General features: G+C 39.9%; 19 protein-coding genes. 12 read left to right on the top strand and 7 right to left on the bottom strand.

Annotated features, from left to right (window positions below; translation table 11 throughout):
- Positions 1–195: 195 nt before the first annotated feature.
- From BLP52_RS05670 to BLP52_RS14770, 5 genes are read right to left on the bottom strand one after another with little or no spacing between them, the layout of a single operon-like run.
- Entirely contained in the window at positions 196–1383 is a 1188-nt protein-coding gene (locus tag BLP52_RS05670; protein WP_238380735.1) for an ABC transporter permease, read from the bottom strand.
- The gene (locus BLP52_RS05665; RefSeq protein WP_091709479.1) at positions 1383–2150 is read right to left on the bottom strand and encodes an ABC transporter ATP-binding protein; all 768 of its coding nucleotides are present in this window, start codon (positions 2148–2150) and stop codon (positions 1383–1385) included. The genes BLP52_RS05670 and BLP52_RS05665 overlap by 1 nt, the downstream gene beginning before the upstream one ends.
- Before the next feature lie 11 nt (positions 2151–2161).
- Positions 2162–3457: a COG1361 S-layer family protein gene (locus tag BLP52_RS05660; protein WP_202905732.1), complete on the bottom strand. Its 1296-nt coding sequence runs from the start codon at positions 3455–3457 to the stop codon at positions 2162–2164.
- Between the two features lie 9 nt (positions 3458–3466).
- Entirely contained in the window at positions 3467–3787 is a 321-nt protein-coding gene (locus tag BLP52_RS14775) for a YIP1 family protein (RefSeq protein ID WP_091709478.1), read from the bottom strand.
- Between the two features lie 25 nt (positions 3788–3812).
- Positions 3813–4097 carry a YIP1 family protein gene (locus tag BLP52_RS14770; RefSeq protein WP_091709476.1) on the bottom strand — a complete coding sequence of 95 codons (285 nt, stop codon included), beginning with the start codon at positions 4095–4097 and terminating at the stop codon, positions 3813–3815.
- Positions 4098–4388: 291 nt separating this feature from the next.
- On the opposite strand from BLP52_RS14770, the gene BLP52_RS05645 reads away from it, so the two are divergent.
- The 9 genes from BLP52_RS05645 to BLP52_RS05605 all read left to right on the top strand — a co-directional run bounded on the left by BLP52_RS05645 (position 4389) and on the right by BLP52_RS05605 (position 13212).
- Positions 4389–5102, top strand: coding sequence for an ABC transporter ATP-binding protein (locus tag BLP52_RS05645; protein WP_091709474.1), 714 nt, complete (start codon positions 4389–4391; stop codon positions 5100–5102).
- A 16-nt stretch (positions 5103–5118) separates the two neighbouring features.
- Complete coding sequence (locus tag BLP52_RS05640) at positions 5119–6381, top strand: COG1361 S-layer family protein (protein WP_238380734.1); 1263 nt, start codon at positions 5119–5121, stop codon at positions 6379–6381.
- 26 nt (positions 6382–6407) lie between these two features.
- The gene (locus tag BLP52_RS05635; protein ID WP_091709473.1) at positions 6408–7622 is read left to right on the top strand and encodes an ABC transporter permease; all 1215 of its coding nucleotides are present in this window, start codon (positions 6408–6410) and stop codon (positions 7620–7622) included.
- Positions 7623–7624: 2 nt separating this feature from the next.
- The gene (locus BLP52_RS05630; protein WP_091709471.1) at positions 7625–8839 is read left to right on the top strand and encodes an ABC transporter permease; all 1215 of its coding nucleotides are present in this window, start codon (positions 7625–7627) and stop codon (positions 8837–8839) included.
- 171 nt (positions 8840–9010) lie between these two features.
- Entirely contained in the window at positions 9011–9715 is a 705-nt protein-coding gene (locus BLP52_RS05625) for an ABC transporter ATP-binding protein (RefSeq protein ID WP_091709469.1), read from the top strand.
- Positions 9716–9727: 12 nt separating this feature from the next.
- Positions 9728–10984 carry a COG1361 S-layer family protein gene (locus BLP52_RS05620; RefSeq protein WP_091709467.1) on the top strand — a complete coding sequence of 419 codons (1257 nt, stop codon included), beginning with the start codon at positions 9728–9730 and terminating at the stop codon, positions 10982–10984.
- Between the two features lie 17 nt (positions 10985–11001).
- Positions 11002–12216: an ABC transporter permease gene (locus BLP52_RS05615; RefSeq protein WP_091709465.1), complete on the top strand. Its 1215-nt coding sequence runs from the start codon at positions 11002–11004 to the stop codon at positions 12214–12216.
- A gap of 41 nt (positions 12217–12257) precedes the next feature.
- The gene (locus BLP52_RS05610) at positions 12258–12494 is read left to right on the top strand and encodes a PLDc N-terminal domain-containing protein (protein ID WP_202905731.1); all 237 of its coding nucleotides are present in this window, start codon (positions 12258–12260) and stop codon (positions 12492–12494) included.
- A gap of 106 nt (positions 12495–12600) precedes the next feature.
- Positions 12601–13212, top strand: coding sequence for a sensor domain-containing protein (locus BLP52_RS05605; protein ID WP_162272942.1), 612 nt, complete (start codon positions 12601–12603; stop codon positions 13210–13212).
- A 48-nt stretch (positions 13213–13260) separates the two neighbouring features.
- Here the strand turns inward: BLP52_RS05605 and BLP52_RS05600 are convergent, their stop codons facing one another.
- The gene (locus BLP52_RS05600; protein WP_091709461.1) at positions 13261–13539 is read right to left on the bottom strand and encodes a hypothetical protein; all 279 of its coding nucleotides are present in this window, start codon (positions 13537–13539) and stop codon (positions 13261–13263) included.
- Between the two features lie 149 nt (positions 13540–13688).
- Between BLP52_RS05600 and BLP52_RS05595 the strand changes: the two genes are divergently transcribed.
- From BLP52_RS05595 to BLP52_RS05585, 3 genes are read left to right on the top strand one after another with little or no spacing between them, the layout of a single operon-like run.
- A complete protein-coding gene (locus tag BLP52_RS05595) occupies positions 13689–14201 on the top strand; it encodes a response regulator (protein WP_091709459.1) in 513 nt (170 codons plus the stop codon).
- A 17-nt stretch (positions 14202–14218) separates the two neighbouring features.
- Positions 14219–15961: a sensor histidine kinase gene (locus tag BLP52_RS05590; protein WP_091709457.1), complete on the top strand. Its 1743-nt coding sequence runs from the start codon at positions 14219–14221 to the stop codon at positions 15959–15961.
- Positions 15962–15980: 19 nt separating this feature from the next.
- Positions 15981–16304: a YbjQ family protein gene (locus BLP52_RS05585; RefSeq protein WP_091709455.1), complete on the top strand. Its 324-nt coding sequence runs from the start codon at positions 15981–15983 to the stop codon at positions 16302–16304.
- 20 nt (positions 16305–16324) lie between these two features.
- On the opposite strand, the gene BLP52_RS05580 is transcribed toward BLP52_RS05585, so the two are convergent.
- Complete coding sequence (locus BLP52_RS05580; protein ID WP_162272941.1) at positions 16325–17935, bottom strand: PAS domain-containing sensor histidine kinase; 1611 nt, start codon at positions 17933–17935, stop codon at positions 16325–16327.
- Positions 17936–18100: the final 165 nt, after the last annotated feature.

Genomic DNA, 18100 nt, shown 5'->3' with positions numbered 1-18100 from the left:
CAATTAATATCTTCATACTGACTACAGAATATGATCACTGAAAATAAGAAGCAGGGATATGATATTTTCAGTTTCAGAACTATATGTTGGCATTATTTGTGAATTGGCTTCTAATTAAAGATCAGATTTAATTAAAGGAATGGAATAATAATATACAACTTCTGGAAAAAGCATGCATGTGAGTGATAAAAGATATCACTCATATCTCAGTGCATCCAGTGGTTTCATTCTTGAAGCCTTCCATGCAGGATACATGCCTCCCACAAGGCTTGTGGCAATTCCGAAAAAGAATCCTTCTGCAACATATAACATACTAGAAAAGGTAAACAGATATGATGCGTTCTTAACCAGCAGTTCCATAATAAGATAACTTCCGCCTATCGTGAGTATCGCGCCTGCTGTACTGGCAATGATGCCAAGGAACAATGCTTCAAGCAGGAACATCTTAAGAATATCTTTTCTTGAAGCTCCCACGGCTTTCATGATACCTATCTCTTTTGTACGCTCCATTGTTGACATGAGCATCACGTTCAGTATGCTCACACCTGCAACAAGCAACGAAATAGAGCCAATCCCCATGAGGAAAAGCGATATTGAGCTGAAAACACTGTCAAGGCTTTCAGTAATCATATTCGTGGCAAAGACCGTTACAAGTTCGTCCTTCTTGTTGATGCGTTCATCTATCTCATCAGAAACAGCATCTATCTCATTGAGGTCTTTGACAATGACTATTACCTGATTATACCCTTCATCTTCATCCGGATAGAGTTTATGGTACATTTCCGAGGACGTAAAAACACCGCTATCAGTGCTGATATCAAATCCCATTCCTCTTTCCTTTAAGATTCCAACTACCCTGAGTTTAGTATCATCTATTTCGATCTTCTGTCCAAGGGTTAGTTCCATATTTTCAGCAACACTATATCCAACAACACAATCGGTTGATCCGGGTTTGAAAAAGCGTCCATCTTCAAGTTCTACAAGTTTCTCCAGATCTTCCTTTTTTATATCATAGACCGAAACGTACGACTGGTAGGTAGTCCCACCTTCTTTATACTCAATAACTTCACCACTGGCAGAAACAGGTATTATGCTCTCAATGTTGCTTACTTTTCTAATCTGGTCTACCTGCTTGTCGGTGATGTAATCTTCACCGGGTGCAGGCGAGACTATAAGCTTGTCTCCGATGTCCGCAAAAGAGTCTGTAACAGAGAGTTTCAGGCTGTTACCGAGGATTCCCATGGAGGATATTGCAATAACTCCAATGATAATTCCGATAGCTGCAAGTACAGTACGCACAGATTGGCGTTTCAGGTTCCGTTTCGCCAACTCTGCGTACATATTATTGCTAATCATTGCGGAGAGTTTCTTCGTAAATTTCATTATATGATCTCTCCATCCTGTATCCTGATGGTCGTATGTGCATACTCTTCCAGCTTCGGATCGTGTGTGACAACAATAACTGTAGTTCCGGCAGCATTCAATTCCTTAAGCAGCTCCATTATATTATGACCGGTTCTAGTGTCAAGGTTTCCGGTAGGCTCATCTGCAAGTAATATTGGAGGATTGTTTGCCAGTGCCCTTGCAATCGCAACCCTCTGCTGCTGTCCACCTGACATCTCATTTGGTTTATGGTCAGCATATTCAAGAGGAAGGTCCGCTTTTTTAAGCATAGCAAGAGCTTTTTTCCTTCTTCTGACAGGGGACTCACCGTTGAATATCATTGGAATTTCCACGTTTTCCAGTGCTGTTAGTGTAGGAATGAGGTTGAACTGCTGGAAAATGAATCCTATATTGTTCCTGCGTATTTCAGTGAGCCCGTCATCATCAAGTTTTGAAAGGTCTACATTGTTGACTTTAACTTTGCCCGATGTTGGCAGATCAAGGCAACCGATCATGTTGAGAAGTGTACTCTTTCCGGAACCCGATGAACCCATGATGGTTACAAAATCACCTTTCTTAATTGCAAAGCTGACACCGTTCAGTGCATAGATCTTGTTTTCTCCAAGGGTATAAATGCGCTTTACATTCTGCAACTGTACAATGGGATATGTCGAAGTTTCGGCTTTCTTTGATATTTTACCGGAACCTGCAGTTGATGTTCTTCTTTTCTTCTTAATGATATCCGGGGAAGATTTTGACTGCTGCATGCAAGCACCGGTTATTCTATAATTTCATCATCTTCTTCGTCGACATACACATCGTCTGGTAACTCGTCCTCTTCATCAGCACCCTGATCATCTTCGTTCTCGTCATCCTTTCGCTTTTTCCAGGAATATCCAATGACTACCAGGATTGCAATAACAATAATGCTGGCACCAAGCCAGAGTCCAAGTGAACTACCTTCGTCATTATTACTGGAATATGAGACTCCTGATGTTGTATCAAGTGATATTTCCTGGGTAATTGCAGTGTATGCATTATCCGGGTCCCTGAATTCAATAATGATTGGAATTGATGTCACATTCTGTGATGTCACACGTGCACTCAGCTCAAAACTACTGAAATCATCTGCTTCCAGTGTTCCTATGAAGTAATTTGCATAAGGTTGCAAAGGTTCGATGCCTTCTGTGTCTTCGATTGAGACCATCACATTCTTTGCATCAGTTATGCCAAAGTTGTTCAGGTCACCTGAAAGAGTGTATTTGTTACCGGAACTTTCAATCTCTATTCCGGTAAAAACAAGCGGAGATTGTTTGATGATCCGTACTTCCTTGGATGCTGTGTTGGAATAGTGGAGGTTATCACCGTTAAAATATGAGGATGTGAATGTTACCTCTGTATTGCCTTCTTCACTGGACATGGTATTGAACGTGAAGGTTGCTGTGGATTTATTTCCTTTAGGTATGCTTCCTACAAAATAATCGGAAGGACTGAATGTCATGCCTTCGGCATAAGGAGTTACAATGACACTGGTGACATCGTTAGGTCTTCTGTTAACGACATCCACACTGATGGTAGATACCTCGTTCATCAGGGTTGACGGGAAATTGGACATTATGACCTTTACATTCCTGTCATCAACTTTTATGGGAATGCGGTAGTTGAGATCATACATATTACTGCCACCAACTATTGTCAGATCTACGAAATGCACTCCTGTTGTGGCATTGTCAAGCACTTTTACATTGAATGTGAGTTTTAGTGAATCTCCTGGACCGAGAAGACCGATGTCAGTATAGCTTGTATCAAGTATTTCCAGTTCACTGTTCCCATTTAGGCTAGCGCTGGCAATATATGCATTCATGTCAAGAGTCTCATCATCCTCTTTGACATATATCTCGCCGGTTGCCATATTGGACAGAGTGACGGCTATTGTTCCCACGTCTCCGGGCATGAAAACTCCCGGTTCAATACTGTAATCAAGAGTAAGTGTAGGTCTGATTTCCGTTGTTGCAGAACCTGTAAATGAAAATGTGGCCAAAAGAATCATGGCCACAGCAATTAATTTTATCATGTTTTTGCCTTATCTGAGTACGAACACTGTCAGTATGGTATAAAGTAAACCCAATCCGATTGGAATTCCCACAGTTATAACGGCATTTCTCAGACTAAGATCACGTGCATACTTGACTCCGAATATCCAGATGTTTGCACTCCAGAGCGTAAAGATTATTCCCAGTATACTTGCTATTTTCATTGAAGGGTCTGCAAATATCATATCCTGTACTGCCTGCGGATCTGCAACAGATGCAAAGTCTATGTTTGAAAATACTTTGTTTGTATAATATGCAGATATTAATGAACTTGCAATGTTTGGTATGAATCCATAGGATGTAAACTCCATAAGTCTTTTGAAGTCTCCTTCCCCGCTAAATATTTGAGATTATGTAAAATATGACTGTATACAGTAACCATGAAAATAATACTCCGATCATTGAACCAATGATCATGAAAATGATCACTATTATTTTACCGGTACCTTCAAGAAAATCCAGGCTCATTACCGATTGAAGAGTGCTCATCATTGTGGTATAGATCGTGACAGCTCCTACTATTGCCATCAATACCATAATTATAAGTGGATTTTTCCACTCGATATCTTCTTTAATCCTTTTTTTGAAAAACCCGTTAGGGTCAGTTAATACTTGTAACATCCTTTCCACATCCAGTATTATATCATCAAGACCACTTGTCAATATTCAAATTTGACGATATTTAGTCAATAGAGCATAGGATTGAGATTATTTATACTTTTTTACTTTTATGGCCAGAATCTTTTTGCATTATACATTTAGCAACCTGATTATATTCTACCTGTTCATATTTTTATAATAGTCTGTAAATAAGCTTTTTATAAGTTAAACCCCGAATTATTTAGAGTGCTGGATAATTTCTCCATCGATGAGAAAGTATGTCTTCTCAAGTGCGCTTTATAGGGGACTAATATGGATGCAAAAGCTGCCTATGATGAGAAAAACAGAGAATACACACCTGTAATTGAGCTTGTCAACATTTGTAAGAGCTATCATGTTGGGGATATGGATGTACCCATCCTCAAAAGTATTGATCTAAAGGTCATGCCGGGAGAATTTGTTGCAATCATGGGCCCTTCTGGATCTGGAAAAAGCACATTGATGAATATGATCGGCTGTCTTGACAGGCCAAACTGCGGACAGGTCCTTTTGATGGGAAAAGATGTTGACACACTTTCTGATCCTGAACTTGCAAAGTTGAGAGGAATGGAGATTGGTTTTGTATTCCAGAACTTCAACCTTGTTCCAAGACTCACAACACTCCAGAATGTGGAACTTCCTACTTATGCTAATAAAAAAGCCGGAGTAGATACCAGAAAAAAAGCAAAGGAGCTCGTGGAAATGGTTGGTTTGAAGGATCGCATGAATTACAAACCTTCGGAAATGTCGGGTGGGCAGCAGCAGAGGGTTGCAATTGCAAGGGCTTTGATAAACGATCCATCACTCATACTTGCCGATGAACCCACAGGTAACCTGGATTCAAAAACCGGTGATGAGATCATGAAGATATTTTCTAATCTTCATGAAAAGGGAAGGACAATAGTTATGATCACACACGACCCTGATCTTACAGAATATGCAGACAGGGTTGTCCATCTTAAAGACGGAATTATTGACAACAATTAAAAATGAGGGAATTATTATGTTGGTGTTGGGGAAGAATAAAAAAGGACTAAAAGTTGCTGCATCACTTATGTTGCGAGTATCGCTGATTCTGGTTTTGTTTATATCATTATCATCCGTTGGGTCTGCCGCAGAAGGTGCCGATCTTAAAGTAAGTGTACTCAGGTATGAGCCGGTACCAGCAGAGATCGGTGAATATGTGAGTGTCTGGGTCAAGGTGGAAAATCTGGGTTATGCAAAAGCCGATGATCTTACAATTAAAATAGTGCCGGATTATCCATTCTCAGTTGACAGTACTGAGAATGCTATTGTGAATGTCGGGATACTAACACCAGATAATGCGGCTGTCCACGAATACAGGCTTTACACGGATTCTGCTGCAAAGCAGGGAATAGGCACATTTGAAGTATGGTATCAGGAAGAATCTGGTGGTACCTGGTTCAAGAAAGAATTTGAATTGAGGGTTGGTTCAGAATCCTTTGACAGCAAAGGAACAATACAACTTCTAGGTGAGCCGGTAAAAGAACCGGAAGTTTTCATGCCAGGTGATAAAGGTACAATTTTATTTACACTCCAGAACAGTGCTACAGATTATAGTATAACTATTGATGGCGTGCAGTATGACACAAATGCCAGGATACAGTCTGCTTCTCTTGAAGGAACTGAGGGAATTAAAGTCACAACAGGTACTTACTATGGAAATGGTGTGATCGGTCCGGGAGAATCAGTTTATCTTACCTACAATATAGAGGTTGCAGAAGGTACTCCTGATGGTACCTATTATCTTGATTTCTCAATAGTTGGCAGTTCTCATTCTTATAATAGTAACTGGAGAATACCTCTCAAGGTAGATTCATCTTCTGTAAGGGTCATACCTTCAAAGCCATTAACACTTGAAAATGGAGAAGGAACATTGGAATTCGATGTCGCTAACATTCACCCCAATGCGCTTTCCTCTGTGAGTGTGAAACTTGAGGCAGAAGGTATTGAGTTCTCACCTTCTGAATACTTCATTGGTTCAATGGACTCAGATGAGCTGTTCACCATTGAGATCAATGCAAAAGCAGTTTCCAAAGACATCATCTTCCCTCTTGATCTTGTGGTTGTCGCAGATTACAGGAATGGCCTGAATGAACACACAGAAGAGATCACTACACGTCAGCTACAGCATCATGTTGTGGAATCCGGCGGCAGTTCTGGAATATATCTGGTAGTTCTCTTACTGGTAGTCGTAGGAGCCGGAGCTTACTATCTTTATAAGAAAAAGCAGGTGAAAGAATAAAGTAAGCAGTCCAGGATGGACATTTCATGTTAAGTCCGGCTCAGGCTATCAATATCGCATTGGGAAGTATTGGCAGTGCAAAGCTAAGGTCTGCCCTTACAACCCTTGGAATTATCATTGGTGTAGCGGCAGTTATAGCTAATGTGTCCCTTGGTGCTAGTTTTAACCAGTACTTCAATGATGAGATCGGAGCAGTTGGTTCGAATTTCATAGTGGTTTACAGTCAGAATATTGACGTTTTTTTTGACAAGGAACTTGAAATTATCAGGAATACTCCAGGTGTTGATGGTGTTTCCCCTATCAATCAGCAGATGGCGAAAGTCACCTATATGTCAACTTCCCGGCAGATAGACATTCAGGGTGTAACTCAGGACTATGATGAAGTTGCAAACTTCAAGATGGATTCAGGTACTTTTCTTACTGACAAGGACCGCTATGTTGCAGTAATAGGTGCTGAAGTCGCCTATGATAAATTCGATAAGAAAATATCAATAAAAAATCCAATCGACATTACATTTAGGCGTAAGGATGGTGGCGTTGTCACACAGACATTCATTGTAAAAGGCGTGATCCAGGACCCGAACACAACATTTGCTCAGACGGGAGTTGAACCTGAGATCCGTATCTTCATCCCAATAGATACAATGAACGAGATTCTTGGAAAAGATGACTATGGTGGCTTTTTCATAAAAGCAGAGAGTCTTGATGTTGTCCGCGAGACCTCAAATGAGATCGATAAAAGACTTGCACGCAGCCTGGGGGTTCCAAGCAGGGATCTAGAAAACGATGATGCAAAGCCCTATGTGGTCTTTGACCAAATCGAGATATTGGAAGAAACTAACCAGCTTTCTGCAGCTTTAACATCACTGCTGACATCAGTAGCTCTTATCTCTCTTATAGTTGGTTCCATTGGAATAATGAACATCATGCTTGTGACAGTTGCTGAAAGGACACCGGAAATTGGTCTTCTCAAATCCCTTGGTTATAATGAGCGTGACATCCTGTTACTTTTCATAATTGAATCAATGATCGTAGGTCTGATTGGTGGCATAATAGGAACGGTTGCAGGAATTGGAGCTGCATCAATTGCTAATGATCTTCTTGATGTACCGGATGTTTTTCCTGTAAGTTTGATTTTCCTTGGATTTTTTGTATCATTAATGGTAGGACTTGTAGCAGGTGTCTACCCCGCAAGAAAAGCTGCACGTATGAATCCAGTTGAAGCTTTGAGGAAGGAGTGAACATGATAGACCTTAGATATGCTTTTGTTCTGGCATTTGGAAGCATACGCAGTGCAAAGCTTCGCTCCACCTTAACGGCTCTGGGTATCATCATAGGTGTTGCTGCTGTTGTTGCAAACGTATCTGTCGGTGCAAGTTTCAACCAGTATTTCACCGATGAGCTTGGTTCTCTTGGTTCGAATTTCATAATTATCTACAGTCAGGATGTCAACATATTCTATGACAATGAACTTGAAATCATCAGAAACACTCCCGGAATAGAAGGGGCTTCAGCATTCAACCAGCAAACTGCACCCGTAACTTATCTTTCAGCTACCCGGCAGATAGATGTCCAGGGTGTGTCGGAAGATGCCCAGTATATTTCTAATCTCGGGGTTGAAAAGGGAAGTTTTCTCACAGACAAGGATAAGTACGTGGCCGTTATTGGTAAAGAGGTTGCAACTGAAAAGTTTGACAAGAATATCTCTGTGAAAAATTATATAGATATCACTATCAAACGTGATGATGGTACAAGCGTGACCCGCAAGTTCCGTGTAAAAGGTATTCTTGCAAGTGAGGATAATACTTTCGTAACTGGTGGTCCTGACCGTGATGTCACAATATATGTGCCAATTGTAACACTAAATGAGATGCTCAACGTTACTGATTATGGTGGTTTCTCTGCAAAGACCGGCTCTGCGGAATCTGTACAGGAAGTTTCAGATGAAGTTGATAAAAGACTTGCGAGGGATCTTGGTGTTCCAACAAGAGACCTTGATAATGATGATGCAAAACCTTACCGGATATTTAACCAGGCAGAAATTATTGAACAGCTTGATTCCCTGACAAATGCTTTTACCATACTTATCACGATGATTGCTGCTGTGGCACTTTTAGTAGGTTCAATAGGAATTATGAATATCATGCTCGTTACGGTGACTGAACGGACCAGTGAGATTGGTCTTTTGAAATCACTGGGTTACACCAAACCGGACATTATCGTACTTTTCATCATGGAATCCATCATTGTAGGTGTGATAGGTGGTATAATGGGAACTGTTCTTGGTATTGTGGGTTCCTATATTGTAGAAGTATATCTGGGTATTACTCCTGTGTTCCCGTTCTATCTGATAATTCTGGGTTTCTTCATATCGGTGTTTGTAGGACTTGTGGCTGGTGTGTATCCTGCAAACAAAGCTGCAAAACTGAATCCTGTGGAAGCACTTCGTCATGAATGAACTGAATTATCAGTTGTTGAATTCCTTTTTTCTGTTTTCTCATCCTGTCAATTCAGAGTTAAATATTCTACATAATCAAACTTGACTATTTATGGAAAGGTTTAAGTATTTTCTTCGCATTGACTGACTTGTCGATAAATAGTCGAGTTGGATGTACAAAGGTGAATTGCTATGGCTGGTTGTAATGTGCAAAACCCTGAAACTAACAATGTAATAGATATTCAGGGGCTGAAGAAGAGTTATTTCCTGGGAAATATGGAAGTGCCCATACTTCATGGAATAGACCTGTGTATCAAAAAAGGTGAATTTGTTGCGATCATGGGTCCGTCCGGTTCCGGGAAAAGTACTCTGATGAATATGATTGGCTGTCTTGACAGGCCTACAAGCGGAAAGGTGATGCTTATGGGTAAGGATACAAACGCCATCACAGACAACGAGCTTGCAGAGCTCAGAGGTTTTGAGATTGGTTTTGTTTTCCAGAATTTTAACCTCATACCACGACTCAGTGCTTATGAGAACGTGCTGCTTCCAACTTATTCCAATACAAAAAAAGGTATGGACACGTCAGGTCGGGCACAAGACCTGCTGAAACTGGTAGGTCTTGATGACCGTACAGAACACAAACCTACAGAATTATCAGGTGGGCAAAGACAGAGGGTTGCAATTGCAAGGTCTTTGATAAACGATCCTTCACTGATCCTTGCAGATGAACCTACGGGCAATCTTGATTCCAAGACAAGTGTTGAGATCATGGACATTTTTTCTGATCTACATCAGAAAGGACGCACTATCGTGATGATAACTCACGATCCTGAAATGGAGCAGTATGTTGACAGAGTTGTCCACATAAGGGACGGAAATATCGGCAACAATTGAGGGTGGTTTTACATGAATCTTATTAATTTTTCAGATATTGAAGAAATGATTAAAAGATCATTTTACATTTTACTCTGCATAGCTTTATTAGGTACTTCTTCCATTATGCCGGTCTCAGCAGATTCGGCACCTAACATGAAAATCGATATAATCGACTATGAGCCTTTCCCGGCTCAGATAGGTGAGTATGTAGATGTTAGTGTCAAAATTGAGAATACAGGTTTCGGACGTGCAGATGCAGTTTCCATTAAGATGGACCCTGAATATCCGTTCTCACTGGATTCCCAGAACAATGCTGTGGAATTCATAGGAATATTATCTCCTGATGATGCGGCGGTACACGAATACCGTCTATATGTGGACGAGAACGCAAAGGTGGGCACAGGCTCAGTTGATGTCTATTACCAGATCTATGAGGGTGGATCATGGTATAAGTCCTCCTTTGACCTAAACGTCGGTTCCAGCACATTTGACAGCAAAGGAACCATTGAACTAACCGATATCTCCTGTGATCCTGTAGTATTTATGCCGGGAGATATCGGAACAGTCAGTTTCACTCTTACCAATACAGCAACAGAAAGCTCTGTAACCATTGACGGTACAGACTATGATACAAATGCACGTGTTCAGTCTGCAATACTTCATGGTGACAACCATATTGATGTCATAAGTGAAAGTTATACAGGTTCAGGTGTAATGGGTCCGGGTGATTCTATTACTTTGAGCTACAACGTTGAAGTTGCAGATGATGCTGCCGATGGCACTTATTATCTGGACCTTTCTATGGTGGGAAATTCTCACTCATATAATAACAACTGGAGAATTCCTGTAAAAGTTGATTCAGCTTCTGTCAAGGTCATTCCTTCAAAACCAATGGAACTTACTAACGGAGAAGGGACTCTTGAGTTCGATGTTGCCAATATGCACCCAAACTCACTCAGTTCTGTAAGTGTAAAGCTGAGTGCTGATGGGGTTGATTTCTCTCCAGAGGAATACTTTGTTGGAGCAATGGATTCTGACGAGCTTTTCACCATTGAGGTAGACGCAAAAACAGATCTTAATGAAGAAGTTGTTCCTGTAACCATCACCGTGGAATACAGAAACGGAATTAATGAACACGATACTGAAGTTGCTGTCCGTGATGTGAAACTTAATACTGAAGAGAAAGGCAGCGGTGCAGGTATCGCCACTGCAGCAGTTGCAATTCTGTTGATGCTGGGTGTTCCTGCTGTTGTGTTCATGAAACGCAGAAAGCAGAACAATAACTAAGGCTTACAGGTGGAACAATGCTGAGTCTGAAACATTCATTCAGAATGGCTGTAGGAAGCATCAGCAGCTCAAAACTTAGGTCTGCTCTGACAACACTGGGAATTGTCATAGGTGTTGCTGCGGTTATTGCGAACGTATCACTGGGAGCCAGTTTCAACCAGTATTTCACACAAGAGATCGGCTCTGTAGGTAACAATTTCATTATAATTGAGGGTAAGACCTCAAACTTATTTCATGACCATGAAATGGAGATCATAAAAAATACTCCTGGTATTGTTGGAGTTTCTCCCTTGAGTCAGGAAGTTGCTGAGGTTACGTATCTCTCAACTGCAAGACAGATTACAGTGCAGGGAGTTTCCGAAGACTATGAGCAGGTTGGCAATATTCAGATGGAAAGTGGCACTTTCATTGACGACAAGGACAAGTACATGGCTGTCATAGGTCATGATGTTGCATATGATAAGTTTGACCGCAAGATATCTGACAAAAATACCATCGAGCTTAGTTTTACAAGACCTGATGGGGAAGTTATAACTCAGAAGTTCAAGGTAAAAGGTATTGTTGATAGTCCAGAAACAACATTCGTACAGAGTGGCATAGAGCCTGACAACAGGATATTCATTCCAATAGCAACTATGAATGAGATCATGGGTCAGGACTATTACTGGGGTTATTTTGCAGCCGCAACAAGTCTTGAATCTATAAATGATGTTACCGATGAGCTTGATAAGAGGCTTGCAAGGGATCTTGGAGTTCCTTTCAGGGATCTGGACAACGAGGATGCTAAACCATATTCACTTACAAATCAGGGAGAGATATTGGAACAGGTTAACCAGTTATCCGATGCACTTGGTTCACTCCTGACATCGGTTGCACTGATATCACTTATAGTTGGTTCCATTGGTATCATGAATATAATGCTTGTTACAGTAACTGAAAGAACAGGTGAGATAGGTATCATGAAGTCCCTTGGTTTCAAGAACCATGAGGTTCTGTCACTGTTCATGGTGGAATCTATAGTTGTAGGACTATTTGGTGGTGTGCTGGGTATTGTGCTTGGTGTGATCGGTGCATATGCTGCGGATACTGCAATGGGACTGCCATACGTGTTCCCGATTGATATGATCCTTATTGGAATGCTGGTTTCAGTAATAGTTGGTTTGCTTGCAGGTATTTATCCTGCCAATAAAGCAGCAAGGATGAATCCGGTAGATGCACTGCGTCATGAATAAAGGTTTTGTTGATCAAAAGGAGAAGCAAAGGAGATATTAAGATGTTCGATATGTTTGGAATAGCATTTTCATTCTTTATTTTAATCTTTTTCTTCGGATTTGGGATAATCGGAACTTTGTTCTGGTTGTGGATGCTCATTGATTGTGCCACAAAAGAACCATCCGAGGGAAATGACAAACTGATCTGGATCATAGTTATAGTTTTCACACATGTGATCGGTGCTCTTGTGTACTTTGTTGTCAGGAGACCAAAACGCATTCAGGAGTATGGGAAGTAAATCGGGATTAGTAACTCTGAAAGCTGGCAGTATTCAGGAATCATTAAATATTAATAAATTTCAGAGGACGCATGATTAGTTTAACAGATGTATGAGGAATAGAAAAATGGCGGAGGTAGATGGTGCTATTCGTGAATTTTTGATGGTTGCTTTTAAGAAGCAGACTTATCTTAATATCCTGTATCTGCTATTTTCTTTCCCACTGGGTACTGCTTATTTTATATTCCTTGTTACAGGTCTCTCATTTGGTTTCGGTCTGTTGCTTATTTGGGTCGGTATTCCTATTCTCATACTAATCTTCCTGGCATGGTGGGAGATTGCTTCATTTGAACGACAGATGGCTATATGGTTATTAGGGACTGAGATTGTTCCTATGAATACGCAGTCGGTTTCTGATAGTAGCATACTTCAAAGGTTCATGCGGAGGGTGAAAAGTCCTGTTACCTGGAAAGCCCTTGTATTTCTGCTGGTAAAGTTCCCACTGGGAATTTTTTCACTGGTGCTAATGACGCTGCTATTGTGCCTGACCATTGCAATGCTGTTTACTCCAGTACTCTATGTATTGGGTCTTAGTGAAGTAAGTTCACTCCTTGAAGCAATTATTGTTTCAATAGCAGGCATATTTACAGGCTTTTTGTCTTTGCATGTACTGAATGTACTGGCAGGCCTGTCAGGTGCTTTTGCAAAAAGGATGCTAAGTAGTTCTGAAAACAGATGAAATTAAGGTAGAAATCCCATATTTTTTTAAAAATTAAATCTGTGAATATTAATCCATATTATTCAGGCGGTCATAGAAATCAAGAATTAGCTTTGTTTTCTCATTATTCAGATTGAGCCTGAAAGTCCTTATTTGCTTACCAAGGGGTTTTTCAATTACAATATCACTTTTGATAAGTGGAGTTATGACCCTTGCAACACTGGAGTGTGATAATCCGGTTTCGTCTGCAATGCCGGAAAGATAGGTTGATTCTTCCTTATGTTCAATGAGGTTCTTTAATACCGTCATCTGGGCAGTTTTTCCAAATATCTCTTCCAGCGCGTCCATTGATATCCTAATTAAATATTCCGTTATGGCTTATAAGATTTTCTTTTATCGGACAGATTGTTCACAAAAACAGAAACCCTTTCATATTTAGAAAGGTTTTAATAATATCATCCAGCTATATTTTATGAGCTCATTCAGGTAGAATTATCATGCAAGCAGAAAATATTGGCGGAAAGATACTTTCACTCATGGAAGAGAATCCAGGGATAACTGCAAAGGAGATCGCAGATAAGTTATCAATGCCAGTGAACAAGGTTGAAAATGCACTGGAAAGTATGTCTGATACAAGGCAGAAGGTTCTCATTGTTGATGATGAGATGGATGCCCTGCTATCCCTGAAAGTTGTCCTTGAAGCTGAAGGTTATAATGTTGCTGAAGCAAAGGATGGTCATGAAGCTATAGATAAAGTACATTCTGAAAAACCGGATGTGATCCTGCTTGACCTGATGATACCTGGAATCGATGGTTTTGAGGTTTGCAACCAGTTAAAATCCGATGATATGTATCGTCATATTCCAATCATCATGCTTACAGCGCGTGGGGAGATCGATGATAAGGTAGAAGGTATTGAACTTGGTGCTGATGATTACGTTACCAAGCCTTTTAACCTGAAAGAACTGAAAGCACGTGTAAAAATGGTCCTGCGAAGGCAGGACATCTGAATATCTTAAAATGATCTATGTGGAACCGTAAAAGCAAATGGAACCTCATAATCTTTGCTGTAGTAGTTTTGCTTCTGATAAGTTCCATCTTTTTTCTCTGGATGAGGACCAACATAGAGGTCAGGTCTGTTGTTGAGGAACAATATCAGAATCAGCAGTTGTTACTTACAAGGCATGTTGCTGGTGGTATACAACAAACACTTAATGAAAGAGTATCTCTTCTGGAGGTCATCGCTAAAAAAGATTCAGGAGTTCCCGATGACAATTTCGAATCGGATCTAAAGAGTGTCTATGAAATTGCTAGATTGTTCTATGTGGTAGAATATGTTGCAGAGAATGGGACAATAGTTTCAGGTTATCCGGAAGAATCCGTTCCTTTAGGTTTCAACCTCTATGAGAATGATCAATCACGTGCTTTTGAATATGTGAAAACGAACAATGAAGTTTATATCACAGATCCTTTGAAACTCATGGAAGGAAATTATGGAGCTTTTATCTGGATTCCTGTTTATGAGGGAGATGAGTTCAGGGGAGCTTTTATTGCTATTATCAAAGAGTCTGATCTGAAAGACCGGTATGTAGTTGAATCCAATTCATCAAGTTATGCATATCTTATTGATGATCGTGGCAGGATACTTTATGAAGGTGACCATAACTATAAGCGAGGCGCCCTTTATGTTGATATTTTTGGTTCCAATGCATCCGGTTTACAGGAAATTGTAGCAGACCAGGTCAATGGTTCTGAAGGCAATGGTAAGTATTTACTGCTTGAAAATGGAACTATCTATGAAGAAAGACTCGTTTCCTATTCTCCGATTGAATGGTACAACCAGAAGTGGTCACTTGCACTGACAAGCCCCTCCTCTGAAGTTGACCGACTGATTGTTTCAGTTTACCTTAAGCTTTTCATTGTGGCAATGGTTTCAGTTCTTTTCATTATTTTTGTAAGTTCCTTTTTAGTGATCATTCTCTATAACTGGAGTAAAAGTCTTGAAAAGGAAGTAGGAGAAAAAACTCAGGAACTAAAAGAATCCAATGAATCCCTGAGGGCTGCAAATAAGAAACTCAAAGAACTGGACCGTCTTAAAACTGAGTTCCTGTCCATTGTATCACATGAACTTAAAACTCCTCTTACAGCCATGAGGACATCCAGTGAATTTTTGCGGGAAAGTGATGAATGTAGTATTCCTGTTAGAAGGCAGATGCTCGATATTATTATCAGGAATATAGACCGACAATCCAGAATGGTGGATGATCTTCTGGATATATCAAGGATCGAATCCAACCGCATGAAATTTCATAAAGAATCTCTGGATATTGAGGAAACAGTTAATACTTCTCTAGAGATGCTTTCCGCTGTCATCAAAGAGAAAAGTATGAATATACTGGTGGAAATTCCGGATGATCTTCCCCAGGTCTATACTGACAGGGACAAACTGGTTCAGGTTTTTGTTAATCTACTGAACAATGCCGCAAAATTCAGCAAAAAGAATGGTAATATCCGGATAACAGCGCAGGATGATTCTGATCTGGTGAGGATAAGTGTTAGTGACGATGGTATAGGCATGAGTCCGGAAGAGCTGGAGAAGATATTTGATAAATTCTACCAGATAGACAGTACTTCTACCCGCAAGGTAGGAGGAAGTGGCCTTGGTCTTTCCATAGTGAAAGGTATAATAGAAGGTCAGGGTGGAAGTATAGTTGCCACCAGTGAGCAAGGAAAAGGCAGTACTTTTATTTTTACATTGACTAAAGCATAATTCATGGAGAGTTGAATGTATGATAGTAACTACAACAGATGGGATTGATGGAAAAGAACTTGAGATTATTTCCGTGGTTTTTGGAAACACTGTTCGTGCCAAGCATATTGGCAGTGACATTGCAGCAGGCTTGAAGAATATTGTAGGTGGCGAGCTTAAAGGATATTCTGATATGCTAACCCAGGCCAGAAAGGAAGCATATGACCGCATGATAGAAAATGCAGAGCAGTTAAATGCTGATGCTATTGTGAATGTGAGGTTCACAACTTCACAGACAATGGCAGGAGCAGCAGAATTACTTGCATATGGAACTGCTGTGAAGATCCACGAAGTCGATCTATGATATTATGGATCTTGTGAGTTTCAGTTATTCTCGTTTAACAGCGGGATTGTAAAGCTGAAATTACTTCCTTTATTTATTTCGCTTTCAACATTTACATTCCCGCCATGCATTTCTACGAACTCCTTAACAATACTGAGTCCAAGCCCTGCTCCTTCAAATTTACGGTTAAGTGAAGAATCGATCTGCGAAAATGGCTGGAATAACTTCTCGATATTCTCTTGTTTGATCCCAATGCCGTCATCTTTGACTGAAACATTTATCATCTGCCTGTCTTTTGTAATATCTACTTTAATGTTTCCGCATTCGTTAGTGAATTTAATGGCATTATTTATGAGATTGTAAAGTACAGTTTTGAACTTGTTCTTATCTGCTTTTATTGTCTTTATATTTTCATCAATACAGAACTGCAGATCTATATGTTTTTTCTTTGCCATTGGAAGCGTAGAGTTCTTGATATCTTTGAGTATAACAGGTACTGAGAAATCTTTTAAATTCAGTTCGACTTTTCCTTCTTCAATGGCTGAGAGTTCTATCATTGAATTTAGCAAAAGAAGTAATCTGTTCCCACTTCTTTTGACGACTTCCAGGTACTCTTTTTGTTCTTTAGTTGTCGTACCCACATAGTCTTCGTATAAAAGATCAGAGTATCCAATTATAAGATTCAGGGGAGTTCTCAGTTCATGACTTATATTTGAAAGGAACTGTCTTTTAGTACGGTTTGCATTTTCAGATATTAGTTTGGCAAAAACAAGTGCTTGCTCTGCTTTCTTTCTTTCAGTAATGTCATTTCCAGATGATAGTACTCCTGTTATATTTCCATCTTTATCATTGATGCATCTGTTATGCCATGCAAATATCCTTTCTCCATCTTTTGTTTGTATGGTTGCTTCAAAATAAGGTTTGAATGCCTCTTTTCCCTGAATAAAACTGTTATAATCTTTTTTCCATACTTCTTTTTCTTCATCGGGATATGCGAGGTCAAACCAGTTACTTGATATGAGGTGGCATTCTTCCTTGCCGAATATTTCGCATCCTTTCTTATTTATAAGTTTGATATTGCCTTCAGTATCAATTGCAAGTATAATTACTCCTACAATATCGAGATAATTCTGTGCACGGTCTCTTTCTTCTTTGAGTCTGACCTCAACCTGTTTGAGTCGTGCAATATCAACCATTAAACCGTTGATTCCTTTGAGTTCTCCATTTATTACTATTGGTCTGGATGTGGTATGCACGTAACTTATGGCACCATCTTTTTTTACAATTCTGAACATATAGGGTTTATGTTTACCAGAAACAGTTTTTTCGATGTCATCCAGAAGGCCACAGATGTCATCAGGATGTACATGTTTTGTAAAATGAGTTCCCAGAACTTCTTCTATTGAATAACCTGTTATGTTTTCGATGGCCGGATTTATATAAGTGAAAAAACCTTCTGTATCTACTGAAAAAAGGACATCGTTAAGGTTATTGAGTCTTTCACAGTAGAACTCTTCTGTGTCTTTGAGTTTTGATTCGGCAACTTCTAATCTTGCAGTAAGATCAGCAATTTTTCCATTGAGCTCTTTTACTAACTCATGGTGATTTTGCTCCCTGTTTTTTTTCCCCAATGTGTTTTCTTTTGCTATCATCTGCCTAGAAACCGCCATAATTAGTAATTGTATCTGGGATGCTCAACCACCTAGTTATCATTAATTCAGTGGACGAATTATAGGGCATAGACATTGAATCAATTATAAAAGTATGTCTACTTTCCAGTCATACTACCCCCTGCACAGAACATATAAATTAATTAC

Source organism: Methanolobus vulcani (genome assembly GCF_900100715.1).
GTDB lineage: Archaea > Halobacteriota > Methanosarcinia > Methanosarcinales > Methanosarcinaceae > Methanolobus > Methanolobus vulcani.
The sequence above is the reverse complement of the archived record's forward strand: the minus strand, read 5'-3'. Positions and strand labels throughout refer to the sequence as shown.